Source organism: [Mycobacterium] stephanolepidis, from assembly GCF_002356335.1.
In the GTDB taxonomy this organism is placed as follows: Bacteria; Actinomycetota; Actinomycetes; order Mycobacteriales; family Mycobacteriaceae; genus Mycobacterium; species Mycobacterium stephanolepidis.
Window position 1 is genome coordinate 4,705,977 of the sequence record NZ_AP018165.1, and the last position, 23,103, is coordinate 4,729,079.

Genomic DNA, 23,103 nt, shown 5'->3' on the forward strand with positions numbered 1-23,103 from the left:
CGTATGGCGCCACCACAGGATCCGGAGCATCACAGGTCCCTTTCGTCAGCCAACGCGGCCTGTAGTCCCTACAGGTTCGGTCACGCCAACCCCTCCGATGTGACGGCGATTACAGGAATGTACATGACGTACAGTTCTACGTATTACGCTTTACCAAACTTTTCTGAATCCAGATTCATATTTGCTGTCAGGCTCCCCCGAACTGCTTGCGCAGTTCGTTTTTGAGGACCTTGCCCGAGGGATTACGCGGTAACGCCTCGACCACCACGAGATCCTTGGGGTGCTTGTACCGCGCCAGCCGCTCGGTCAGGAACCCATCGAGATCACCGATGGTCAGTCCGTCACCGTGGATGGCCGCCACCGCTACCGGCACCTCGCCCCACTTCTCATGTGGCCTGCCGATCACCGCCACCTCGGTGATCTGCTCATGCTCGGCGAGCGCGTTCTCCACCTCGGCGCAATAGATGTTCTCGCCACCGGAGATGATCATGTCCTTCTTGCGGTCCACTACCCAGACGAAGCCGTCCGCGTCCTGGCGGACCAGGTCACCGGAGTGAAACCACCCACCCGTGAACGCTTCGGAGGTGGCTTCGGGGTTGTTCCAATAGCCCTGCATCAGCGTCGGCGCCCGGTAGACAATCTCCCCGACCTCACCGACCGGCACATCGTTCATGTTGTCGTCGACGACACGCGCAGACACCGTCGGAATCACCCGGCCGACGGAACCCATCTTCCGGATCGCGTCCTCTCCCATCAGCATGCAGGTGACCGGCGACATCTCGGTCTGCCCGAACGCGGCCAGGATCTTGGCGTCGGGAAACGTCTCAGACATCGTCCGCAGCAACACGTCACTGGCGGGGGCGGCGCCCCAGGAAAGTGTCTTCAGTTTGACCTTGCGCGGGTTTGCTTGCTGAGCCGCACAGACGGCTTGCCACTGGGCCGGGACCAGGAAGATCCCGGTGACTCCCTCGGACTCCAGAACATCCAGCAGCGCACCGGGATCAAAGGCGCCCAGAGGGTGGATAACCGTGGGCAAGCCCAGTAGCAGACCGGTGATCATGTTGCCCACGCCGGCGATGTGGAACATGGGAACACCGATGAATCCCACATCGGCGTTCAGATCGACAGTGGTACTCAGCAGATAGCTCATGGCCTGCCCGGACAGGTTGAGGTGCGTCAGCACCGCACCCTTGGGCCGACCCGTAGTCCCGGAGGTGTACATGATGAGCGCGGGGGTATCGCCGGGTAGATCCACCTCGGTATGCGGGTCACCGACTTCGGCGATGACCTCTTCGTATCCGAGAGCGCCGTCTTCGGACTCCGAACCCGCAATGATGACCGTCTCCAGCGCGGGCACCTGCTGGCGTACCGCGGCCACCACCGGAGCCAGCACCGTCTCGGTGATCGCTACCGTGGCCCCGCTGTTCTCGACCAGGAACGCCACTTCGGGCGGCGTCATGCGGAAGTTCACCGGAATGGCGATGGCCCCGAGTTCGTTGATGGCGAGCCATGATTCGACGTACTCGGGGCGGTTGAGCATCAGGATGAGCACACGATCCCCACAACCGACACCCCGGCGGGACAGCGCATCGGCCAGGGATTGCACACGCTGGTTCAGCTCTCCCCAAGAGATGCTGCGCCCGAGATACCGGATCGCCGTGGCGTTGGGTTGCATGAGCGCGTGCCGGGCCAGCTGGTTACACCAGTTCTGCCGTCGCGCGCGGTACGGCTGGTCAAGGCCCGCGGACGTCGCGGTCGCATCGATTGTGTCGGTCACAGACTCTCTCCTACTAACTGAAATTGGGGCGTCGGCCCTCGAGGAATGCGGCGAAGCCCTCTTGGGCATCGGGTGAAATCAACAGTTCGATCTGCCCCTCGCGCTCACGGGCGATGGCCTCATCGAACAGCTTGAGCGACACCGAGTTCATGGCTTCCTTGGTGAGCTGCAATGCACGGCGGGAACCATGGGCGAGCCTGCGCGCCGACTTATCGACGCGCTCGCGCAGCTGATCCCCGGGCAGCACTTCGTTGACCAACCCGGCCGCACAGGCGTCGGCAGCGTTGAGGGGCTGGGCCAGCAGCGCCATCGCATTGGCCTTCACACGACCGATCGAGGCCGACACCAATGCGCTCGATCCTCCATCGGGCATGAGCCCGATGTTCGCGAACGCCAGCAGAAAAAAGGCCGAATCCGCGGCATAGACCAGATCACAGGCCAGGCCCACCGATGCACCGATCCCCGCGGCCGCGCCCGTGACTTCGGCGATGGTGGGCACCGGACAGTTCAGGACCGCGCGCACCAACCGCTCGGCGTTGTCCATCGTCAGCTCGGCGGCTTGCAGCGGGGTCAGGTCTCCGGCCCCCGCGGCCAACTCGGCGACATCGGCACCCGCCGTGAACGCGCTCCCGGGTGCACCTCCACTGATGACGACGACTCTCACGTCATCTCGCCCGGAAACCGAGTCCAGCGCTTCGATCAATCCGGCGGTAGCGGGCGCGTTGAGCGCATTCATCCGATCTGGTCTGGTGAACGTGATCCGCATGACGCCGTCCTCGACGGCCACATCGGGTGCGCCGACAGATTCATGGGGACTCAAGTCACTGCCTCCTGGGTTGTCGCTTCGTCGGGTCGACTCAAATATATTTGATATGACTTTAGATGCAAGGGCGTCACCACACATGGAAATGGCAGGCAGATCGGATGAATGCTCCCCGGGCACAAACCCGTGAAATTCGCAGGCCGCAGCTGTCCGAGGAGGTTGCCGGCCGGCTCCGCGCAGCGATCATGACAGGTGAACTGCGTCCCGGTGAGTACATCCGGATGGATGAGACTGCCGCCCAGCTGGGCGTCAGCGTCACACCCGTACGCGAGGCGCTACTGACCTTGCGTGGCGAGGGTCTGGTCGAGGCCGTCCCTCACCGCGGATACATGGCCGCCGCGTTGAGCCGGGCCGATATCGAAGACATTTTCGCGCTGCAGGCGCACCTTGCCGTCGAACTGGCCAAGACCGCAGCCGAACGCATAACCCCGGAGCAGATCGACACCCTGGCAGATCTCAACGACACACTGCGCCATGCCGCTTCACCCGAATTGATCTCGGTCGCGGAGTTCGAGTTCCACCGATTTCTCAACCATGTGGCCGACCGCCCCAAGCTGGCCTGGTTTCTACTGCAGGCCACCCGGTACACACCGCACATGATGTTCGCCTCGGCCGACGCGTGGGCCCAGCACGCGGTGGAGGCGCACGACAAGCTCATCGCGGCATTGCGTGTGGGCGACCTCGCCGAGGTGATTACCCAGACCGAGGTTCAATTCGTCGACGGAGCACGCCGACTGACCGAGTATTTAGACCACGCCGGGATGTGGCCCGGGGGGTAGTGGAGCTGCCTGCGGTGGCGCCGGTGGCGCGATGGCACCCGACGCGATCTGTTCGGCGCGGCCCTTCAATCCCTCGGCGAGATGTTCGAGGACCTGGTTGGCGAGCTTCTTCACCATCGGCTTCGGGATCGGGAGCTTGGTCTCGACATCCATGTCGACGGTGAGCAGACACGTGGGCCCCATCGGGACGATCGAGAACGTCTGTTCCTGCTTCTCGAAGATGTCACTCTCGAGCAGACGCGTCGCCACCTGCGCGGCATTGAGGTACGCGATCTCCGCGACATTCGTCGAGGCCATGCCCGTCATCTCCACCCTCAAGCGCACGATGCGGGGACGGCCGTCCGGGAGCCGATCCAGAATCTCGACGCTGGAGATCTCCTTGTTCCACTCGGGGTAGGCCTCGTAGTTGGTGACGATGGAGACGATCACCTGCGGCGGGGCGGCCACCTCGACGGTCTGACTGACGACTGGCATTGGTTCACTCTACCTTCGTAGTTGGCGGGCGCAGGAACTCACGCACGAGCTCGTGCACCACGTCCGGGCATTCCAGATGCACGAAATGTCCACCGCCATTGATGATTTCAACGCTGCGATCGGGCAGATCCGGGCGCGCAGACTCTACCAGCCGCCGCGTCATGCACCCGTCGTTCCGGCCATGCAGATAGAGCAGCGGGGTGCTCGCATCGTCCAGCAGAGATCGCTGGGTATTCCAGTACTTCCGCGAAGGAACCAGGGCCCGCCGAATGTTTGCGCGGTAGTAGCCGATGACGGCGCGGCGATTCCCCTTCTGAAGCATCGCCTCACCGGTGTACAGCAGGTCCGCACGTGCGTCATATCCCGGCGACCATCGTCGCCAATACAGGCGAAGAAGCCAGGGCAGCAACAACTCCGGCAACACCGGAATCTGATGGAATACCGTGTACCAGCTCATCAACAGCTGGCGCCCGAGCACAACGGGCCAGCCGAGCGGTCCGATCGACGCGAAACTCGACCCGAGGACCTCAAACGGGGGCACCGCCATGGTGACAATGCGGGCGAACGGCGACAGACGGCTGCGAGCGAGGGCGTTGCCCACCAATGCGCCCCAGTCGTGGCCGATGTACACGGCGCGCTCGTCACCGCCCAGCAGCGTGTGGATATCCAGGACGTCCTGCATCAGGGCACCCAGCCCGTACTCGGCGTCGGCCGGTATCTCACTGGGCGAGTAACCGCGAGTGAACGGCGCCACCACACGCCACCCGTCGGCGGCCAGCTTCGGCCCCAGCAGGCGCCACGTGTGAGCGGAATCGGGGAAGCCGTGTCCGCAGATCGCCAGCGGACCGTCCTGCGGTCCCCAGCACAATGCCTGCAATCTGACGTTGGGCAGATCCAAGGTCAGGGTGGAATCAGCGGCCACTACAGCTCCGCCACTATGGGGTGCCGTCAGCAGACGTCGCCGTCGCGACGCCCAGCGGATCGCTGATCCGCGTTTCCTCATCGCGAATCAACCCACGCAACAGAGTGGTGCTGAACTCCACGGCGATCTCCTGCGCGCTGCGGCGGCCACTCGGGTTGAGCCAGCGGTAAGAGCCGAGAACCATTCCGATGTAACCGAGCGCCATGACGTGCGAGTCGCACTCGACGAACTCAGAGCTGGCGATACCCCGCTCGATGATGTTCTGAACCCGCTCCTGCACCATGTCCTCGCGCTTGCGGATCTCGGCGACCTGCTCCGGGGAGAGCCATTCCGACAGGAACGGGTTCTCCTGGAAGTACACCGCCCCCTGCTCGCGATTCGAGAAAATGAGCGCGAGCATGCGGCTCGTGCATTGGTACAGCGATTCACGCGCCGACCATCTCGGGTCGTCCTGCAGGCAGGCCAGCGTCTCCTCGGCAGCCTTGAAGTAGATCTCATACAAGATGAGTGCCTTGGAGGCGAAGTAGTGATAAACCGTCGCCTTGTTCAGGCCCGCGACATCAGCGATGTCGTCCATCCTGGTGCCGTGATAGCCCCGCGCCGCGAACAATTTGGAAGCCACCGCCACCAGTTCCTCGCGGCGGCCGGCGCGGCGCTGCGAGGAATTGCCTGCCTTCGAGGCAGCGGGGACCGGTTGCATGGTGCCTCACTATATGCGCAGGCCTTCCACGCACGGACGAAATCCCGATCAACTGGTTGGATTATTCGGGCGTTATGTTCGCCGGCCCCGACGCCAGAAGCCCGTTAAGCTGCCCCCGTCCGGCGCTCCACCGACCCTGAATAGGTAACCACATGACCAGTGGCCTGCGGGCCATGGTGGCACGCGATCCCGCGCAACCGCACCGCGCGTCCACCCCGCTAGAACTGCTTTTCGACCTCGTCTTCGTGGTCGCGGTCTCGCGCGCCTCCGGAACCCTTCACCACTTCTGGGCCGAGGGCCATTTCGCCGAGGGACTCGTCGGGTACGCGATCGGCTTCTTCGCCATCTGGTGGGCGTGGATGAACTTCACCTGGTTCGCCAGCGCCTTCGACACAGACGACTGGCTGTATCGGTTGACCGTGTTCGTTCAGATGGCCGGGGCGCTCACCGTCGCGGCCGGTGTCGAGCGAGCGATGACCGGGGCCGACTTCGGTATCGCCATCGGCGGCTATGTACTCATGCGCATCGCCGCGGGCAGCCAATGGGTGCGTGCGGCCATCAGCGACCCGAGCATGCGCGCCACCTGCCTGCGCTACGTCTCGGGTATCGCAGTCGTCCAGGCGGCATGGGTCTGCTGGGGGCTCTTCGCACCGGAACATCTGCGCATACCGCTGTTCGTGGTGATCGCGCTGGCCGACCTGTCGGTGCCCGTGTTCGCCGAACGCGCCACCACCACGTCATGGCATCCCCAGCACATTGCCGAACGCTACGGCCTGTTCACCCTCATCGTGCTCGGCGAATCCATCCTGGCCTCCGCGAACTCGATCATCGGCGGCGCCGAGGAAGCCGACCACACCGGCACCATGATCGGTATCGCTGTGTCGGCCTTGATCATCGTCGCCGCGGTGTGGTGGATCTACTTCGACCAGGAACAAGAGTGCAAGGACGCGTCACTGCGCTCAACCCTGCTGTGGGGCTACAGCCACTACTTCATCTTCGCCGCCGTCGCGGCAATCTCAGCGGGGTTCGAGATCGCCGTCGACGAGGGACTCGGCAAGAGCCACCTGAGTTCGACCGTTGCCGCCTTCACGATCACGGTCCCATTCGCCATCTACCTGGTGTTGGCATGGCTGGTGCTGCTCCTGCAACGCCGCGACACCATCCTGAACATCGGGCTACCGGCGATCGCCGTTGCCTCAGTTGCCATCTCGACACTCCCGCACACGTTGTACTGGCTCGCCGGTTTAGCGGCGTTGGCGGCCGCGCTGGTCACCTGGCGGCGCATCGAGGACACCGAGCCCGCTTAACGCACCGGGCACACCTGTTCCAATGCCGCCATGGCGTTGACCGCGCCGGCCATCTCCTCGCCCGGCGGCGCGAGCACACCGTCCACCGAGGTCGCGACGGCCATCACCTCGGCGTAGTGCTCCGCGGCCGCCGCGGCGTCCAGGGCCCGCCCTTGCACCGTGCGGTCGGCCGTGTCCCGCGCGGCCGTCCGCAGCAGCACCGCGATCGCCCGATTTCGCGCGACAGCGGTCTGACGCACCGCCACCCCGTTCTCCTGCGAAAGTCCCCTAATCTGCACCCACGCCCGATCGACCGAAGCACAGTCATGCGGGTCCGCCGCGGCCACCGGAGCCAACACGGCCCACCCCAGGACAACTGCGACCAACGGCCAACGCATAAACCCCTTCATACGCCGAATGGGAACCTCACGAGGATTTCCGGCTGGATTTCCGCGTGAGATTCCCACTCGATGGCAAAGAGGTTGGGCTACAGCGCCTTAAGCTCCTCGATGACTGCGGACACCGACTTCTTGGCGTCCCCGAACAACATCGAGGTCTGCGGCTGGAAGAACAGCGGGTTCTCGATACCCGCGTAGCCCGAGCTCATCGAACGCTTCAGCACGATCACCGAGCGCGACTCATCGACATTCAGGATCGGCATGCCGTGAATCGGGCTGGACGGGTCATTGCGAGCCGCCGGGTTGGTGACATCGTTGGCGCCAATCACGATGGTGACATCGGTCCGGTTGAACTCGCCGTTGATGTCGTCCATTTCCTTCATGGCGTCGTACTCGACGTCGGCCTCGGCGAGCAGCACGTTCATGTGTCCGGGCATGCGACCGGCAACCGGGTGAATGGCGTACTTGACCTCAACACCCTTGCTCTCCAGCAGGTCCGCCATCTCCTTGACAGTGTGCTGGGCCTGCGCGACGGCCAGGCCGTAACCGGGCACCACGATCACCTGGTTGGCGTAGGCCATCTGAATCGCTGCGTCGGAGGCAGACGTCGCCTTGACCGTGCCCTGCTCGGCCGAACCAGCGGCGGCTCCGGTGTCACCGCCACCGAACGAACCGAACACGATGGCCGGAATCGACCGGTTCATCGCAACGGCCATCAGGTTGGTCAGGATCGAGCCGGAGGCGCCCACGATCATGCCCGCGACAATCATCGCGGTGTTGTTCAGCGCCAAACCTGCTGCGGCGGCAGACAAACCGGTCATCGCGTTGAGCAGTGAGATGACCACCGGCATGTCGGCGCCACCGATGGGGAACACCACGAACAGACCCATCACACCGGCGAAGACCAGTACCGCGACGATCCACCAGACCGGCAGGCCGGGATGCAGCCCGATGTAGACGGCGGCGCCGACCGCAGCCAGCAGCAGCACGATATTGGAAGCCTGGAAAAGCTTGGCGGAAGCAACAAGCCGCTTCTCGACATTCTTCGGAATGGACTCCTGCAGTTTGGCGAAGGCCACCAGCGAGCCCCAGAACGACACCGAACCGATGACCGCGGCGAACAGCGATCCCACCACCAGCGCCACGGTCGGCGACTGATCTGGCTTGAACTCCGAAAAGCCCTTCGTCTCAATGAATTCTGACCAGGCGATAAGCGCCACGGTGCCACCACCGACACCGTTGAACAATGCCACCAGCTGCGGCATGGCGGTCATCTTGGTCTTCAGTGCGGGCGGAATGCCCAGTACGACACCGATACCCAGGCCCGCGCCGATCAGGATCCAGTCCAGCGTGGTGGCACTCTCGCTCACCTTGATCAGCGTGGCAAGCACCGCGATGCCCATGCCGACGGCGGCAATCCAGTTGCCGCGCACTGCGGTCTTGGGTCCGGTCAGGCCGGACAGACCGTAGATGAAGAGGGCAAACGCGGCGATGTAGAGAACATCGACGAGGTAGTTGAGGCTTTCGGTGCTCACTTGGCCGCCTCTTTCTGCTCAGGCTTCTTCGACTTGAACATGCCCAGCATGCGGTCGGTCACCAAGAAGCCACCGATCACGTTCAGGGTTCCGAAGATCAACGCGACGAACGCGATGATCCGAGTGCCCCAGCTGGCGTCGGCGGGCAGGTTGCCCAGGACGATCAGCGCACCCAGCACCACGATGCCGTGAATGGCGTTGGTGCCCGACATCAACGGGGTGTGCAAGGTGTTGGGCACCTTGGAGATAACGGCGAATCCGACGAACCCGGCAAGCACCAGGATCGCGATGTTGGCCAGTAGCTGTCCGTACATGTCTAGGAGACCTCCCGGGTAACGCAGGAGCCCGCGACGATCTCATCATCGAAGTCCGGCGCCAGGGCGCCATCCTTGATGAGGAGTTCGAGAACGGACGTGATGTTCTTGGCATACAGCTCGCTGGCGTGCTCGGGCATGGTGGCCGGCAGGTTGAGGGGCGAAGCGATCGTCACACCGTGCTTGACGACGGTCTGGCCGGGCTCGGTCAGTTCACAGTTGCCGCCGGTCTCCCCCGCGAGATCCACGACGACAGAACCGGGCTTCATGCCCTCGACTGCCGCAGCGGTCACCAGACGCGGCGCCGGACGCCCGGGCACGAGCGCCGTGGTGATGACGACGTCGAATCCCTTGATGGCCTCTTCGAGCGCCTGCTGCTGCTTCTGGCGCTCCTCCTCGGTGAGCTCGCGGGCGTAGCCGCCCTCGCCGGCCGCATCGATGCCGAGATCGAGCCACTGGGCACCGACCGAACGGACCTGATCTGCCACCTCGGGGCGAACGTCGTAGCCGGTGGTGCGCCCGCCGAGCCGCTTGGCCGTCGCCAGCGCCTGCAGACCGGCCACACCGACACCGAGCACCAGCACCAGCGCGGGCTTCACGGTTCCCGCGGCCGTGGTGAGCATCGGGAAGAAGCGAGTCGATTCCGAGGCCGCCACGAGCACGGACTTGTACCCGGCTACGTTGGCCTGCGACGACAGCGCGTCCATCACCTGGGCGCGGGAGATGCGGGGAATAGCTTCCACGGCAAAGGCTTGCACGCCCGCGCTCTTGAGCGCGCCGATGCTGTTGTCGGCATTGCGCGGCGCCAGGAAGCCGATGAGGGTCTGCCCCTCACGCAGGCTAGCGACCTCGGCGGGCGAGGGCGGCGCAACCTTGACGACGACATCGGCGGACCAAGCGTCACCCACCGTCGCACCGGCTTCGGTGTACAGCTCGTCGGGCAGCAGCGCGCGCTCTCCGGCGCCGCTTTCTATAACGACGTTCACACCCTTGCCAATCAGCCCGGCGATCGCCTTGGGCACCAGCGCAACGCGGCGCTCGTCCTCACCCGACTCTCGGACAACTCCGATAGTGACTGGTTGATCGGTCATCTACTCGCCCTTCACCCTGTGGTGCAGCATGCCGACGGATACTAAGGAAAGGCATGCTTGTTAACAAGTCTTCCGTTTTTGTAAATCCTGCAAAGGTCGTTAACCAGGGCAAGGACCGTGATCTGGCACGCGTTCCGACTCTCTCGGCGGCCCCGGCGGGGTGCCATTCCCGAAGGGTCTGCCACCCAGTATCTCGCGTCCATGCGGGGTCAGCCAGCCACTCAGATCCGGCCCCTTCGGGACAATCTGAGTGGGATTGATATCGGTGTGCACCACGTAGTAGTGCTCCTTGATCTGCCCGAAATCGACGGTGTCACCGAAGCCTGGGGTTTGATACAGATCCCGCGAGTACGCCCACAACACCGGCATCTCGGTCAGCTTCTCGCGATTGCACTTGAAGTGCCCGTGATACACCGGATCGAACCGGACCAATGTGGTGAACAGCCGCACATCCGCCTCGGTAATGGTGTCGCCCACCAAATACCTTTGTCCGGCAAGCCTTTCCGACAGCCAATCGAGCGCGGTGAACAGGCGATCGTAGGCGGCGTCGTACGCATCCTGGCCTCCGGCGAAACCGCAACGGTAGACGCCGTTGTTGACCTCTGTGTAGACGCGGCGGTTCACCTCGTCGATTTCGGTGCGCAATGCCTCGGGATACAGCTGTGGCGCGCCCGACCGGTGATGCTCGACCCATTCGGTGGAGAAGTCCAGCGTCATCTGCGCGTAGTCGTTGGTCACGACTTCCCCGGACGCCTCTTCCACGACAGCGGGCACGGTGATGCCGCGGGGATAGTCCGGATACCGCTTGAGATAGGCATCGCGCAGGAAGTGGATACCCAGGACGGGATCGACACCGCCCGGATCCAGATCGAAAGTCCAGCTGCGCTTGTCATGCGTGGGGCCGCAAAGCCCGAGAGATAGAACGTCTTCCAAACCGAGCAGGCGACGGACGATGAGCGTCCGGTTCGCCCAGGGACAGGCACGTGCGGCGACGAGCCGGTACCTCCCGGGCTCGACCGGGTAGCCGTCACGGCCGTCCGCGGTGATCCGCGTATTGATGTAGTTGGTGTCCCGCTTGAACTCACCGGGCTCGACGTACTTGGTGTTCTCCGGGTTCTGGCTCACACACTCCAGTCTGGCACCGTCAGCATTCGAGGCAACGTCCTTCAGCCGGCCGATCCGTCAGGTTCACCCTTCTCGTTCAGCGGATGGCCACCCTTGACGCCTTGGGCGATTCCCGATGGAAACGCCGACGTCGTATTGGAGCCTGCACTGGGCGCACCAGGTATCACCAGGCACGTGGTGTCCACCGCGATGCCCGGCAGATTCGGCCAACCCCTATCCGAGTGATACTGGGCAAAAGCGTTGATCTCCATGTTGACCGTTCCCTGTCCGTCCGGATCGGGCTCCACACGGTAGGCCGTCAGCTGTGCCATGGCGGCATTCTCGGGATCGGCCGGCGACTTCTCCAGATTCACTTCAACACCCGACAGGGTCTGGGGTGCACTCGCCGACGACATGGGCCGCGCCACGGACCCACAGTGGGCATAGGTCAGTACCCAGCCGTTCTGCAGAGCCTTCCGTGTCTCTCGGGTGACAACGTCCAATGGATCACCGTGTGTGAAAGACGCAGTCCTGACCACCGACTCACGCGAGATGTTGTTCAGCCCGTTGTACGAGGCGCGGTACACCGTGGCGGGAGCAAGCCAGGCATCCGCCGCCAGCCGGGCAGATCGCGCCGCATCCGCGGCGTTCGGCTCGAAGGTTTCGGGATGCTTAGGACACGACGCGGCCAGCACGAAAACCAGCAACAGCACCGGCGAAAGCCGCAGGACCCTCACTTCGGGATCACCTCACCCCATGGCCGATAGCGCGTTTCGCCACCGAACGATATTCGGTTGTTGACGAAATCATCCTTCGGGATGGTCATCTTCTGCCCTGAAGAGGGCTCGTAGATTTCCAATGAATCGCCCTGCATTCCGGTCACCAAGACAATGTGCCCGTTCACTCCGCTGCCGACGAACAGCGGAACAGACTGCCCGGACTGGACGGCCGCACTGATCGCCTGATAGTCCCCGGACGGGCCCAGCGGATTAGCCACCTCGAACCGATACGCGCTGCCCGGGACACCGGGACCGCCGGGCTTGCCCATCTCGTCAGCGGCGCCTCCCGGGGGCGTACCCAACGACTCCGGCCAGGTCGTGCCCCAACCCGGGACGATCGCGTTGTTCGTCGAATCGTGCATCTTCTTGGCTTCATCTGCGAACTTGGATGTGACCTCCGCGGTAGCGATCGATTGTCCAGGCTGTGGCGGTTCGGACCCGGTCGCGTCATATCCCGTAAGCATCTTCATCGCATACACCGGGTCGTTGATCATCTTGGCGACAACAAGCGAGGAAGACCCACAGGTGGTGCCGTCGGGTTGCGTCAGGACGCCCGGATGATTCTTCGCGTACTCCACCGGGTCAAGCTCACGCACCTGTTGATCATCCATGAGCGCCAATTTGTCCGAGAACCGTTGCAGCGTAGCGATATCGCCTCCCCGTGCGAGAGCGGAGATGATCCAGTTCCGTCGGGCCTCATCCTTCGCGTTATCGAGCATCGCCTGCGCCTTGGCGCGATCCTCGGGGCTCATCGCCGCCAGGTTGGCATCTGCGCGCTCCTGCACGCCCGGCCGCAAACCTGTTCCGTCCTTATGACCATCCGGGTCACCCTTGACGCCCGACCAATTGTTGACCGAACCGATCGCGCCCGCCGCGACGGAAGTGTGGTCGGGCAGCGTGATGCCCTCCACTGCTTTTCCGAGTTCGCCCTTCGCCGTGTTCACCGCCTTGTCGGCGTCCCCATACGCGCCCGCGAGTTCTTCGACACCGTGCACGACATCGCCCACAAGCTTCCGGACATACGGGATGGCGTCCCACGGCGCTTTGGGAATGTTGCTCCAGTCGACGTCGTCCTTGAGCGACGCGAACGCGTTGTGCCACCGTTCACGCGCCTTCTCCATCGACCCGCCAAACGTGTCGAGCGAGCCGGCCACCCCGGTAGCGGCCGGACCGATCGTCGTGGATCGTGTCTTGAAGTTCGCGATGCTGGTGCGCGCCTTGTCCCCGGTCGTTTCACCGTACGGATCGCCCGGCGTGCGCCCCCACACCGTGTCGGGGATCGTGTTCTGAGCCTGCTGAACATCGTTGGCATGCCACTCCCCCATGGCGGGCGCCATTTCCCGCCAACGAGCGGCCACCTCGCGCACGGTCGCCGGATCCGGAGGAGGTGGCTCGGTGGCCACCGCGATGACCTTCCGGACAGCACTGACGACCTTGCGCGCTATCGGCCAGACCGTGCTCACGGTGATCTCGCCGATCTGTCTCAGATCGGCGATTACCTGCTCAAGCTGCTTTTGCGTGTCACCCAGCGTCATCGCGCACCGGCCCTAGTTGAGCACCGGAAACTTGATTCCGGTGTCGCTGAGATTCCCCGCATTGCGCTGATCCATCTCGACGAGAGCCTTGGTGCACGTCCGGATGTTCTGCGAGATCTCTTTTTGCACAGCGGCAACCGTGCCGAGCGCGCCGGATACCCGATTCCGCGCAGCGTTCATGGCATCGCTCAGGTCACCGAGGTCCTTGCCCTCCGTGGCACGCAGCTTTCCCTTGGCGAACTCGACATGGGTATCCGTCGCGTCGAGTTGTGCCGCACATTTCTCCGTCGCGACCGGGTCGATCTTCATGGGCCCCCTCCAGACATGCCCTTTCCGCATGTTAGCCCGGAACCGGTGGCCCAACCACCCCTTGTGGATAGCCCGGCTAGCCGGGCAGAACAGCGGTGAGGTAGTTGCCCTGTTCGATGAGTTCGACAACGTCCTGCGGCAGATCCGGGATGTCGATTCCGTAGGCCGCGGCCAGTTCCAGGGCATGCGCGCCGTGCACCGTCCACCCGCGCGCGGCGAACCACTCCGCGACGTCAGCCCGCTCTTCGTCGTAGAACAACGAACTGATATCCACCTTCGACATGGGATGGCTATCGTCGGCATACTTCTTCTGGACCTCACCCCACTTGGCGATGTCGGGCCGTCCGCGCGTGGCTTCCACGGCGACCTGACTGCCCGGCGCCGATAGCGCGACAACCCGCTCGAACAGCAGATCCTGTGCCGCAGAAGGCAGGTAGACGATCAGACCCTCTGCCGACCATGCCGTCGGAGCCTCAGGGTCAAAGCCCGCGGCGAGCAAGGCGGCAGGCCAATCCTCTCGGAGATCCACGACCACCTCCCTGCGGTCACTCGTGGGGGTGGCGCCCTGTTCGGCCAGCACACGGTCCTTGAACTCCAGCACCTTGGGCTGGTCCAACTCGAAGACCTTGGTGCCTTCCGGCCACGGCAACCGATGCGCCCGCACATCCAGCCCGGCGGCGAGAATCACTGCCTGCTTGCAGCCGGAATTCGCTGCGTTTACAAAGAACTCGTCGAAAAACCTGCTACGCAAGCCGATCTGCCGAAATGCGGTCGCGGGGTTCAGCGCCTGCGCATCCGGATTGTCCAGCAGCCCAATCAGATGCGGCTCACCCGCGGCGCGCACGAAATGCTGCGCATATTCATCGCGCACCAGGGGGTCGGGCTGCGCGTTCTCAATCGCACGGGCCGCCGCAACTCCCAGCGCCGTGAACCCCACGCTCGACACGATGTCCCAGGAGTCGCCCTCGCTGCGCGACCAGTCCTTGTCCTCGATGTTGGTCATTACGTTTCCTTTCAGGCCGGCAGTGTGCAGGTCAGGTAATGCATCGAACCGGCAAGCTCCCTGATGTCCTCGGGGATTTCCGGATACTGCACGCCGTAACGCTCTGCCAGATCAAACATGTCCAGCCCCAACGTGTCCCAACCTCGCACGGAGAACCACTCGACGGGCGGCGTCTTCTCCTCGTCGTAGAACAGCTCGGTGATGTCGATCTTGCCGAAGGTGTCCTTCTCGGATCGGTACTTCTGCTCTACCTTCGCGAATTGACTCACACCCAACACTCCCGTGGGGCCCTCGATCGCGGCGCGACTGCCCGGAGCCGACAGTTCGACAACCCTCTCGAACAACAATTCCTGGGCGACCGCGGGCAGATACGGCAGCAGTCCTTCGGCCGACCATGCGGTGGGCCGGCTGGGATCAAATCCAGCCTCTTTGAGGGCGCCCGGCCAGTCATCACGCAGGTCCACAGCCACCGCCCGACGATCACTGGTCGGCGCGGCGCCCTGCTCGGCATACACCCGGTCCTTGAAGGCCAAAACTTCCGGCTGATCCAGCTCGTAGACCGCAACCCCGGCGGGCCAGGGCAGCCGATGTGCCCGCGCGTCCAATCCGGCGGCAAGGATGACGGCTTGTCGGATACCGGAGGCGGCGGCCTCCAGGAAGAACTCATCGAAGAACCGGCTGCGCATACCCATCCCACGCAGATACTCGAACGGGGATGCCCGGGGCACATCGCGTTTGGTGATCGTATCGATCAAATGCGGTTCGCCCGCCGCGAGCACGAAATGCTTGGCGAACGGGTCGACGATCAATGCGTCCGGCCGTTCACTCTCCACGGCACGCTGCGCACTGACCCCCAGCGCGGCGTATCCCACGCTGGACACGATGTCCCAGGAATCGCCCTCGCTGCGCGACCAGTTCTCGTCCTCGACGTCTGTCATTGCGCCCTCTCAGTTGGTCCGGGTAGCGGTGAAAAACTTGGTACGAAGCAATGTTTCGAATGAGCCGGGCAGTTCCCCGAACGGCCGTCCGTATCCCACGGCCGCCTCGACAAGGTCGATTTCCGCGACAGTCCAACCTCTTTCAGCAAGCCACGACTTGGTATCACGCCGAGGATCCTCGTACCAGAGTTCGGACACCTTGGGCTGGCCCGGCGAATCGGCATGCGACGGCATGTCCCGCTCAAACTGTGCGATCTCACCGGGCCGGGGGCCCAGCTCGGCCGCGATGCTGCTTCCGGGAGCCGATAGCTCATGCAACTTCTCGAAGAGTGCGTCCTGTGCTGCTCCGGGCAGGTAGGGCAACAGTCCTTCCAGAGCCCATGCGGTGGGTTGTTCGGGGTCGAACCTGGCCCCCACCAACGCCTTCGGCCAGTCATCACGCAGGTCGACGGCCACCGGCACCCGGCCGGCGGCCGGACCTGCCTGCGCCGCGGCGAGCACCTGATCTTTGAATTCGAGCACCCGCGGTTGGTCCACCTCGAAGACGGTGGTGCCCGTGGGCCAGGGCAATCGGTATGCGCGGGCATCTAATCCGGCGGCCAGAATGACTACTTGCCGCACTCCCGCGCCGGCCGCGTCGGCAAAGAAGTTGTCGAAGAATCGTGTCCGCACGCCGACCCATCCGGCATTGGCCCCGGCGAGGCCGCCGATATCCCCGGCGGCCACGGCTTCGGCCAATTGCGATTCGCCGGCGGCGGCAACGAACTTCTCGGCGTACTCGTCGTGGGCCAGTGGTGGATCCAGTTTCGCGTCGAGTGCGCGGGCGGCCGCGACCGCCAGCGCGGTGTAGCCGACGCTCGTGACGATGTCCCAGGTGTCTCCGTCGGCGCGCGCCATGGTCATGCGCCCAGAGAGGCGGTGAAGTACCGGCTCTGCCCCATGGCATCCGTCAGCTCATGCTCGCCGGCCAACGGAGCCCGGTTGTACCGCTTCAACAGTTCACCCGCCGTGGTGGCCTCAACGGTCCAGCCGTGCCCGGTCAGCCATTGCGCCGGATCCTCGCGCTTGTCGGCGAACCACAGGCTCGATGGGGGTGCATCCTCTTCAACGATGCTCTTGAAGATCCGGCGCAATGCGCCGTCTTCGTTCTCCATCGCGCTCGACATCCGATCTGCCTGGGTACCGGGAGCACCGAAATCCTCTACGGCAACCCGGCTTCCGGGTGCGGAAAGCTTGACAATGCGCTGGAACAGCAGGTCCTGCGCGGTACCCGGCAGGAACGGAAGCAGCCCCTCGGCCAGCCAGGCGGTCGGCTGGGTGGGGTCGAATCCCGCTGCCGTGAGCGCCTCGGGCCAATCGTCGCGTAGGTCGACATGCAGATCGTGGACGGTGGTCGTGGCCCGCACCCCGTGCTCGTCGAGAACCTGCTTCTTGAACTCGAGCACCTTCGGAAGGTCGAGCTCGTAGACCGTGGTGCCCGGCGCCCAGGGCAGCCGATAGCCGCGGACATCGAGCCCCGCCGCCAGGATCACCGCCTGGCGCACACCCGCATTCCCCGCGGCCAGGAAGAACTCGTCGAAGTACTTCGTCCGCGCCCCCAGATAACTCGAGAACAGCTGCACGTCGGGCTCCTGGGCCAGGGTGGGGTCTTCCAGGAGCTCGGAAAAGATCGGCGCCTCAGTCTTGGTCGCGGCCACAAAGTGCTGCGCATAGTCGTCCCGCGCAAGCGGCTCAGTCTTACGCGCCTCGACGGCACGCATGACAGAGACGATGAGCGCGGTCGCGCCCACGCTCGTCACGATGTCCCAGGTGTCACCTTCGGTTCTGGCCACAGCAGTGTCTCCCATCAAACGCGCATGTCAGGTGTGCGTACATCTAAAAATGCAGGTCACGGGGTTTTACCCATGAAAAGTTCGCACAACTAACTACAGTACGCCGATTGACTGGGCGCGCCACTGATCCTTGTCGAGACGACCGAGACGCGAGGGCTACTTGCCCTTCCAGACGGGTGCACGCTTCTCGGCGAAGGCCTGCGCACCCTCCCTGGCATCCTCGGAGACGAAGATCGGCATGAGGATCTCGCCCTGCTTGGCGAAGGCTTCCTCGGGCGCCCAGCTCGCCGACTCGATGACAATGCGCTTGGTGGCCGCGACGGCGAGGGGCCCATTCGCGGTGATCTTGGCAGCCAACTCCAGCGCGGCATCCAGTGCCTGCCCATCGTCGACGAGCCGGTTGATGAACCCGTACCTGGCGGCGTCCTCCGCGGTGAACGAATCTCCCGTGAGCGCCAACTCCATGGCTACCTGGTACGGGATTCGCTTCGGCAGACGCAATAGGCCACCGGCGCCGGCGACCAGACCACGCTTGACCTCGGGGATGCCGAACTTGGCGCTCCGACCGGCCACCACCAGATCACAGGACAGCACGAGTTCGGTCCCGCCTGCCAGGGCGAATCCCTCCACCGCGGCGATGATCGGCTTACGCGGCGGCACATTGGTGAAACCAAGGCCGCGCTCGGACAGCACCGCCTCGCCGCTCACGAATGCCTTGAGATCCATTCCCGCGCAAAAATTTCCACCCGCGCCGGTGATGATGGCGACGGACAGGTCATCGGAACTGTCCAGCTGATCCGCCGCTGCGGCGAGCCCCTGGCTGACGGCCCTGTTTACCGCGTTGCGCGCGTCCGGACGGTTGATGGTGATCAGTAGGACACGGTCACGCTGTTCGATCAGGACTTCGTCGGCCATGACATTCCTCCAGGTGGTCGGTGAGTTTGTTTCTTGATGCTAGCCAGTAGCCGGAATCAGGCTGCGAGCCACCGAAAGTAGCCTCGGCACACCCTCGTCCAGCTCAGCGAAGAAGGGGTCGTCGGTGGTTCCGGCGAGATGGCGCTGATAGGACACCTCCAGCAGGGTCGCGAGCTTCCACCCGCCCAACACCTGATAATAGATCAAATCCTCTGGTGTCCAATAGCTTTGGTCGCCAGTTCGAGCTTCACGGTAGGCCTCGGCGATCTCGACGTGCGAGGGGCAACCCTCTTGCGCGGTCACCGACCCGGTGAGCTCCGACATGGCGACCTCCCCTCCGGGCTCGGGGGTCATGTACAGCAGATATCCCAGGTCGGCCAGTGGATCGCCGACGGTCGCCATCTCCCAGTCCAGTACCGCGGTGATCCGCGCCGTCGCCGCATCGACCAGCACGTTGTCCAGCTTGTAATCGCCGTGCACGACGGCCGCGGGACGGTCCCCCGGATAGTTCTGGGTGAGCCATGCGGTGATGGCCGTGTGATCCTCCAGATCACGGCCGGTGGGCAGCTCCTTGATGGACTCCCATTGCCCATCCCATGTCTTCAATTGTCGTGCCAAATAGCCCGATTCACGACCCAACTTGGCCTCCACCAACCGCGTCGGGTCCGCATTGTGGATCTCGGCCAATGCGACCGCCAGATCGAGCACCAGCTCCCGCCGCGCCGTACCGACGAACCACTCCGGCGAGACGTCCCTGATCACTTCGCCTTCCTGACGCTCCATCAAATAGAACGGGGCGCCGAAGATCTCCGCATCGGTGCTGGCCAGCGTCACGCGCGGAACCCGCACCTGCGCCGCGCTGAGCGCGTCGAGCACCCGGTACTCACGCATCACATCGTGCGCACCGGCCTGCAGCCGTCCGAACGGCGGCCGCCGCATAATCCACTGCACACCAGAGCTTCCCGTGACCACGTAGGTCAGATTCGAATGTCCGGCCGAGAGTCTGCGAACGCCGACCTCCTGCCCCAGCTCGCGGCTGAGGTACTCCAACAGGCTCGCGGGAATGGCATCGGCGTCCAGCGACACGTCGCCGGCGGGGTCTTCGGATGAAGCGGACACGTCCTTGTGCATGGGTCATGTTTACCTGACGGCACAAACCGTGAGTGAGGGGCCGGGACATTCCTTAGCGGTTCACGCTGCCAACTGGGCCGATGTCCCCCAGTATTGGTGTCCAATGAACCTCTCTGCCCGCCTCATCGTCATGAACTTCCTGCAGTTCTTCGTGTGGGGAGCCTGGCTGTTGACGCTTGGGGCGTACTGGTTCAACGCGAAGCACTGGTCGGGAGCGCACTTCGGGGCCGTCTTCTCCACCATGGGTATTGCCGCGATCCTGACACCGCCGATCATGGGGGTGATAGCCGACAAATGGGTGAACGCCGAAAAGCTCTACGGGATCTTGCATCTGGGCGGAGCCGCAGCGCTGTTCACCCTCCCCCAGGTGAACAGCCCCACCGTCTTCTTCTGGGTTCTGCTGCTCAACATGCTGTGTTACATGCCGTCGCTGTCCCTGGCCATCACAGTCGCCTTCAACGCGCTCAAGGATGCCGGTAAGGACACCGTCGTCAGCTTCCCCCCGATCCGTGTGTGGGGCACCGTCGGATTCATCGCCGCGTTACACACGGTGAGCCTGCTGAAGCTGGAAACCTCGGCCGGCCAGTTCTACGTCGCCGGAACGGCGGCGCTGCTCCTGGGGCTCTACGCGTTCACGCTGCCAAGCTGTCCACCGAAGCTGGACCGCACGCACAGCGCCACATTCGCCGACAGATTTGGCCTCACCGCCTTCACCCTGTTCCGCCACCGCACCATGGCGGTCTTCTTCATCTTCGCAATGCTGCTCGGCGGTGCCCTGCAGCTCACCAATGCCTACGGCGATACGTTCCTGCACGACTTCGCCACCATCGATGAGTACAAGGGTCTCTTCACCGTCGAGCATCCAGCCATCATCATGTCCATCTCACAGATCTCCGAGACGCTGTTCATCCTGGCCATCCCATTCTTCTTGCGTCACTTCGGAATCAAAGGGGTCATGCTCATGAGCATGATCGCTTGGACATTGCGTTTCGGGCTGTTCGCCTACGGCAATCCCGGCGCCGGGCTGTGGATGATCGTGTTGTCCTGCATCGTCTACGGCATGGCCTTCGACTTCTTCAATGTCTCGGGTCAGCTGTTCGTCGAGGACCAGTGCGACCCCGCGATCCGGGCGAGCGCGCAGGGCCTGTTCATGCTGATGACCAATGGGGTCGGCGCCATGCTGGGCAGCCTCATCAGTGGAGCCGTCATCGAGTACTTCTTCACCTGTCCGGATCAGAGCAAGGACTGGCACGGTATCTGGTTGAGCTTCGCCGGGTACTCGTTGGTGGTCGCGATCGCGTTCTTCCTGCTGTTCCGCCACAAACCGGGCGAGAACGCCGCCGAAAGGGCGCCCGCTACCGTGGGGGTGTGACGATCTTCAACGCTGAATCGACCGCCTCCCCCGCAGACAGCCCCGTAGAGGGCATCTGGAACTTCCGGGACGTGGGCGGTGCGGATTCACCCGTCACCGTCAGGCCCGGGGTGTTGTTTCGGTCCTCCGAACTCAGCGGCCTGACCGCGGCGGGAGCCCAGACACTGCGCGCCCTCGGCATCACCGATCTGTATGACCTGCGCAGCCCCACCGAGATTGCACGCACCGGTTCCGATCGGGTGGACGACGCAATCCGGGTACACGAGGTTCCCTTCGCCACCCCGGCGGCCGGGGAGGAGCGCGCGCCACACGAAATCGCTTACCGGCAGATGATGATCACGAGTATGACCTCGGGCCGGGGCCCGGATCCCGCATCCCAAGTAGAGTTCATGCTGGCCGAGTACCGCCGGTTCGTCGAACTCCCCGGCACCCTCGTCGCCCTCAAGGCAGTGGCCAATCAACTCGCCAGCGGTGCAACAGCTTTGGTGCACTGCGCGGCAGGCAAGGACCGTACGGGACTTCTCATCGGGATATTGCTGCACACGGTCGGCGTCGACTACGCCGATATCGCCGCGGACTACCTGCGCAGTAATGCGGCGATCGGCGCGATGCGGGCCCACATCTCCGCACAGATGGCTGCCGCCGAACCCGAGCTGGCGCAGACCATGGCTGCGATGCTCTCCGATGAGGTGCTCGGTGTTCGCGCGGAATACCTCGACACCGGATTCAGCGAAATTACAAGGCTTTTCGGGTCACCCGAGGCAATGCTCACCGCTGCCGGGATCGACGGCGATGGCCTGGCGGCACTGCGGACAGCACTGACCTAGCCGACGATTCAGATCAGTACGGCGCCCAGCCAGATGCCTGCCGACACCATCGCGCCCACCATCTCGATGCCGATCGACGTCGCGACCGCCTTCACAGCCATGACGGTCGCGCCCCATGCCTGCTTCTGGCTGCTGCGGCGCAAGAACTCCGCGAGATAGATACCGAGCACGAAGCCGATCACCAACCCGACCACGGGGACGACGAAGAACCCGATGATCGCCACGACACCGCCAAGCACCAGGCTCAGCGTGGGCACTCCTGCCTCGCGCATGCGCGCAGCGGGCCATACGTACTTCACCACCGTGGTCGCAACGGCCAGCGCCACCACAATGCCAAGGACCACCCAGGCTTTGGTGGTCGATTCGACGAGGGCCCACGCCCCGATGGAGAGCACCACCAGCGTCGTTCCGGGAACCATCGGCACCACGATGCCGACCATCCCGATGGCTATCCCCAGGGCGACGAGCAGCAGCCCACCGATACTCATCGGAAGAACGGCTAGGCCAGCTCGACGTCGCTGGCAAGCCAGCGTCCGTCGATCTTCTCCATAGTTATCTGAACGCGGCTGCGGTCCATGCGCGCATCCGGAACCGCCACATTGGACACCGCCTGATCGATGAACATCAGCACCTCGACCTTGTCGGGCGTCGCCGACTTCACCGCGGAATCGACCACAACACCCGTTGCCTTGGCCTTGTTCTCGATCATGACCTGGCGCAGCGTGGTGCTGGACTCGGAGTACTTCTGCTTGAAGTCACCGGTAGACCTGTCCAGGGTATTGCTGGAGCTCTCATCAAGCTTGGCGCTGTCCACGTTGATCATGACGTTGGCGAATTCCTGTGCCGCAGCCAATGCCTCACGAGATGACCGCTCCTCGATGCGCTGCTCTTCGTAGAGCCGCCCGATGATGGCAGTCCCGGCGGCAATCGCAATGACCACCACCGCGGCCGCGGTCAAGATCCAATGGCGGCCCCGAATCCGCTTCGGACTCTTTTCCTCTTCATCCGGCTCGAGGCTGATGTCCTCGTCATCGGAGTCCTTCGAGGCCTCAGAACCTTCGGAGTCCTTGGAGTCCTTGGAGTCCTTCTCAGATGCGTCCGCATCGAGGTCAGCGACCTCTTCTGCAGCGGCTTCCGTTGCCTTGTCCGCCGCGGATTCGACCTTCTCCGTATCCGAGGTCACCGCGGACTCGTCCGGGTCCTTGGCATCCTTGCCGGCAACGTCATCTGCCATGGTTGTGCTCCTTGCGCGTGTTGCT

The 23,103-nt window shown here is 63.8% G+C and carries 25 protein-coding genes; 4 read left to right on the forward strand and 21 right to left on the reverse strand.

Going from position 1 to position 23,103, the window contains the following annotated elements; genetic code table 11:
• Positions 1 to 187: 187 nt before the first annotated feature.
• Positions 188 to 1,777, reverse strand: coding sequence for a fatty-acid--CoA ligase FadD5 (gene fadD5 / locus MSTE_RS23345; RefSeq protein ID WP_096504777.1), 1,590 nt, complete (start codon positions 1,775 to 1,777; stop codon positions 188 to 190).
• A 13-nt stretch (positions 1,778 to 1,790) separates the two neighbouring features.
• Positions 1,791 to 2,597 carry an enoyl-CoA hydratase gene (locus tag MSTE_RS23350; protein WP_096504779.1) on the reverse strand — a complete coding sequence of 269 codons (807 nt, stop codon included), beginning with the start codon at positions 2,595 to 2,597 and terminating at the stop codon, positions 1,791 to 1,793.
• Between the two features lie 104 nt (positions 2,598 to 2,701).
• Here MSTE_RS23350 and MSTE_RS23355 point away from each other — a divergent pair, with 104 nt between their 5' ends.
• Positions 2,702 to 3,379 (forward strand): GntR family transcriptional regulator, encoded by a 678-nt coding sequence (locus MSTE_RS23355; RefSeq protein WP_096504781.1) that lies wholly within the window; start codon positions 2,702 to 2,704, stop codon positions 3,377 to 3,379.
• Here the strand turns inward: MSTE_RS23355 and MSTE_RS23360 are convergent.
• Genes MSTE_RS23360 through MSTE_RS23370 form a run of 3 tightly spaced genes read right to left on the reverse strand, consistent with a single transcriptional unit; the run spans position 3,347 to position 5,475 of the window.
• Positions 3,347 to 3,853, reverse strand: a complete 507-nt coding sequence (locus MSTE_RS23360) for an SRPBCC family protein (protein WP_096504783.1) — start codon at positions 3,851 to 3,853, stop codon at positions 3,347 to 3,349. The two genes, MSTE_RS23355 and MSTE_RS23360, sit on opposite strands and share 33 nt — an antisense overlap.
• Before the next feature lie 4 nt (positions 3,854 to 3,857).
• Positions 3,858 to 4,775: an alpha/beta fold hydrolase gene (locus MSTE_RS23365; protein WP_096504785.1), complete on the reverse strand. Its 918-nt coding sequence runs from the start codon at positions 4,773 to 4,775 to the stop codon at positions 3,858 to 3,860.
• A gap of 13 nt (positions 4,776 to 4,788) precedes the next feature.
• Positions 4,789 to 5,475 carry a TetR/AcrR family transcriptional regulator gene (locus MSTE_RS23370; protein ID WP_096504787.1) on the reverse strand — a complete coding sequence of 229 codons (687 nt, stop codon included), beginning with the start codon at positions 5,473 to 5,475 and terminating at the stop codon, positions 4,789 to 4,791.
• 152 nt (positions 5,476 to 5,627) lie between these two features.
• On the opposite strand from MSTE_RS23370, the gene MSTE_RS23375 reads away from it, so the two are divergent.
• The gene (locus MSTE_RS23375) at positions 5,628 to 6,782 is read left to right on the forward strand and encodes a low temperature requirement protein A (RefSeq protein WP_096504789.1); all 1,155 of its coding nucleotides are present in this window, start codon (positions 5,628 to 5,630) and stop codon (positions 6,780 to 6,782) included.
• Here the strand turns inward: MSTE_RS23375 and MSTE_RS23380 are convergent.
• The 14 genes from MSTE_RS23380 to MSTE_RS23445 all read right to left on the reverse strand — a co-directional run bounded on the left by MSTE_RS23380 (position 6,779) and on the right by MSTE_RS23445 (position 19,645).
• Positions 6,779 to 7,159 (reverse strand): hypothetical protein, encoded by a 381-nt coding sequence (locus MSTE_RS23380; protein ID WP_096504791.1) that lies wholly within the window; start codon positions 7,157 to 7,159, stop codon positions 6,779 to 6,781. The genes MSTE_RS23375 and MSTE_RS23380 overlap by 4 nt on opposite strands.
• A gap of 89 nt (positions 7,160 to 7,248) precedes the next feature.
• On the reverse strand, positions 7,249 to 8,694 hold the full coding sequence (locus MSTE_RS23385) for an NAD(P)(+) transhydrogenase (Re/Si-specific) subunit beta (RefSeq protein WP_046255191.1): 1,446 nt from the start codon (positions 8,692 to 8,694) through the stop codon (positions 7,249 to 7,251).
• Positions 8,691 to 9,008, reverse strand: a complete 318-nt coding sequence (locus tag MSTE_RS23390) for an NAD(P) transhydrogenase subunit alpha part 2 (RefSeq protein ID WP_030097415.1) — start codon at positions 9,006 to 9,008, stop codon at positions 8,691 to 8,693. The genes MSTE_RS23385 and MSTE_RS23390 overlap by 4 nt, the downstream gene beginning before the upstream one ends.
• 2 nt (positions 9,009 to 9,010) lie before the next feature.
• A complete protein-coding gene (locus MSTE_RS23395; protein WP_096504793.1) occupies positions 9,011 to 10,099 on the reverse strand; it encodes a Re/Si-specific NAD(P)(+) transhydrogenase subunit alpha in 1,089 nt (362 codons plus the stop codon).
• Positions 10,100 to 10,198: 99 nt separating this feature from the next.
• Entirely contained in the window at positions 10,199 to 11,224 is a 1,026-nt protein-coding gene (locus MSTE_RS23400) for a glutathione S-transferase family protein (protein WP_096504795.1), read from the reverse strand.
• A 41-nt stretch (positions 11,225 to 11,265) separates the two neighbouring features.
• A complete protein-coding gene (locus MSTE_RS23405; protein ID WP_096504797.1) occupies positions 11,266 to 11,940 on the reverse strand; it encodes a hypothetical protein in 675 nt (224 codons plus the stop codon).
• The gene (locus tag MSTE_RS23410; protein ID WP_096504799.1) at positions 11,937 to 13,517 is read right to left on the reverse strand and encodes a hypothetical protein; all 1,581 of its coding nucleotides are present in this window, start codon (positions 13,515 to 13,517) and stop codon (positions 11,937 to 11,939) included. Before MSTE_RS23410 ends, MSTE_RS23405 begins: the two co-directional genes overlap by 4 nt.
• A 12-nt stretch (positions 13,518 to 13,529) precedes the next feature.
• Positions 13,530 to 13,826, reverse strand: a complete 297-nt coding sequence (locus MSTE_RS23415; protein ID WP_096504801.1) for a hypothetical protein — start codon at positions 13,824 to 13,826, stop codon at positions 13,530 to 13,532.
• Between the two features lie 76 nt (positions 13,827 to 13,902).
• Positions 13,903 to 14,829, reverse strand: coding sequence for a class I SAM-dependent methyltransferase (locus MSTE_RS23420; RefSeq protein WP_096504803.1), 927 nt, complete (start codon positions 14,827 to 14,829; stop codon positions 13,903 to 13,905).
• 11 nt (positions 14,830 to 14,840) lie between these two features.
• Complete coding sequence (locus MSTE_RS23425) at positions 14,841 to 15,767, reverse strand: class I SAM-dependent methyltransferase (RefSeq protein ID WP_096504805.1); 927 nt, start codon at positions 15,765 to 15,767, stop codon at positions 14,841 to 14,843.
• Positions 15,768 to 15,776: 9 nt separating this feature from the next.
• A complete protein-coding gene (locus MSTE_RS23430) occupies positions 15,777 to 16,664 on the reverse strand; it encodes an SAM-dependent methyltransferase (RefSeq protein ID WP_096506313.1) in 888 nt (295 codons plus the stop codon).
• A 2-nt stretch (positions 16,665 to 16,666) separates the two neighbouring features.
• Positions 16,667 to 17,599 carry a class I SAM-dependent methyltransferase gene (locus tag MSTE_RS23435; protein ID WP_096504807.1) on the reverse strand — a complete coding sequence of 311 codons (933 nt, stop codon included), beginning with the start codon at positions 17,597 to 17,599 and terminating at the stop codon, positions 16,667 to 16,669.
• 156 nt (positions 17,600 to 17,755) lie between these two features.
• A complete protein-coding gene (locus MSTE_RS23440) occupies positions 17,756 to 18,514 on the reverse strand; it encodes a crotonase/enoyl-CoA hydratase family protein (protein ID WP_096504809.1) in 759 nt (252 codons plus the stop codon).
• A 39-nt stretch (positions 18,515 to 18,553) separates the two neighbouring features.
• Positions 18,554 to 19,645: a phosphotransferase family protein gene (locus MSTE_RS23445; RefSeq protein WP_096504811.1), complete on the reverse strand. Its 1,092-nt coding sequence runs from the start codon at positions 19,643 to 19,645 to the stop codon at positions 18,554 to 18,556.
• A gap of 103 nt (positions 19,646 to 19,748) precedes the next feature.
• On the opposite strand from MSTE_RS23445, the gene MSTE_RS23450 reads away from it, so the two are divergent.
• On the forward strand, positions 19,749 to 21,017 hold the full coding sequence (locus tag MSTE_RS23450) for a nucleoside permease (RefSeq protein ID WP_096504813.1): 1,269 nt from the start codon (positions 19,749 to 19,751) through the stop codon (positions 21,015 to 21,017).
• The gene (locus tag MSTE_RS23455; RefSeq protein WP_096504815.1) at positions 21,014 to 21,844 is read left to right on the forward strand and encodes a tyrosine-protein phosphatase; all 831 of its coding nucleotides are present in this window, start codon (positions 21,014 to 21,016) and stop codon (positions 21,842 to 21,844) included. Before MSTE_RS23450 ends, MSTE_RS23455 begins: the two co-directional genes overlap by 4 nt.
• 8 nt (positions 21,845 to 21,852) lie before the next feature.
• Here MSTE_RS23455 and MSTE_RS23460 read toward each other — a convergent pair whose 3' ends face one another.
• Both MSTE_RS23460 and MSTE_RS23465 read right to left on the reverse strand, forming a co-directional pair.
• Positions 21,853 to 22,332: a DUF456 domain-containing protein gene (locus MSTE_RS23460; protein WP_096504817.1), complete on the reverse strand. Its 480-nt coding sequence runs from the start codon at positions 22,330 to 22,332 to the stop codon at positions 21,853 to 21,855.
• A gap of 11 nt (positions 22,333 to 22,343) precedes the next feature.
• On the reverse strand, positions 22,344 to 23,078 hold the full coding sequence (locus MSTE_RS23465; protein ID WP_096504819.1) for a hypothetical protein: 735 nt from the start codon (positions 23,076 to 23,078) through the stop codon (positions 22,344 to 22,346).
• Positions 23,079 to 23,103 lie beyond the last annotated feature (25 nt).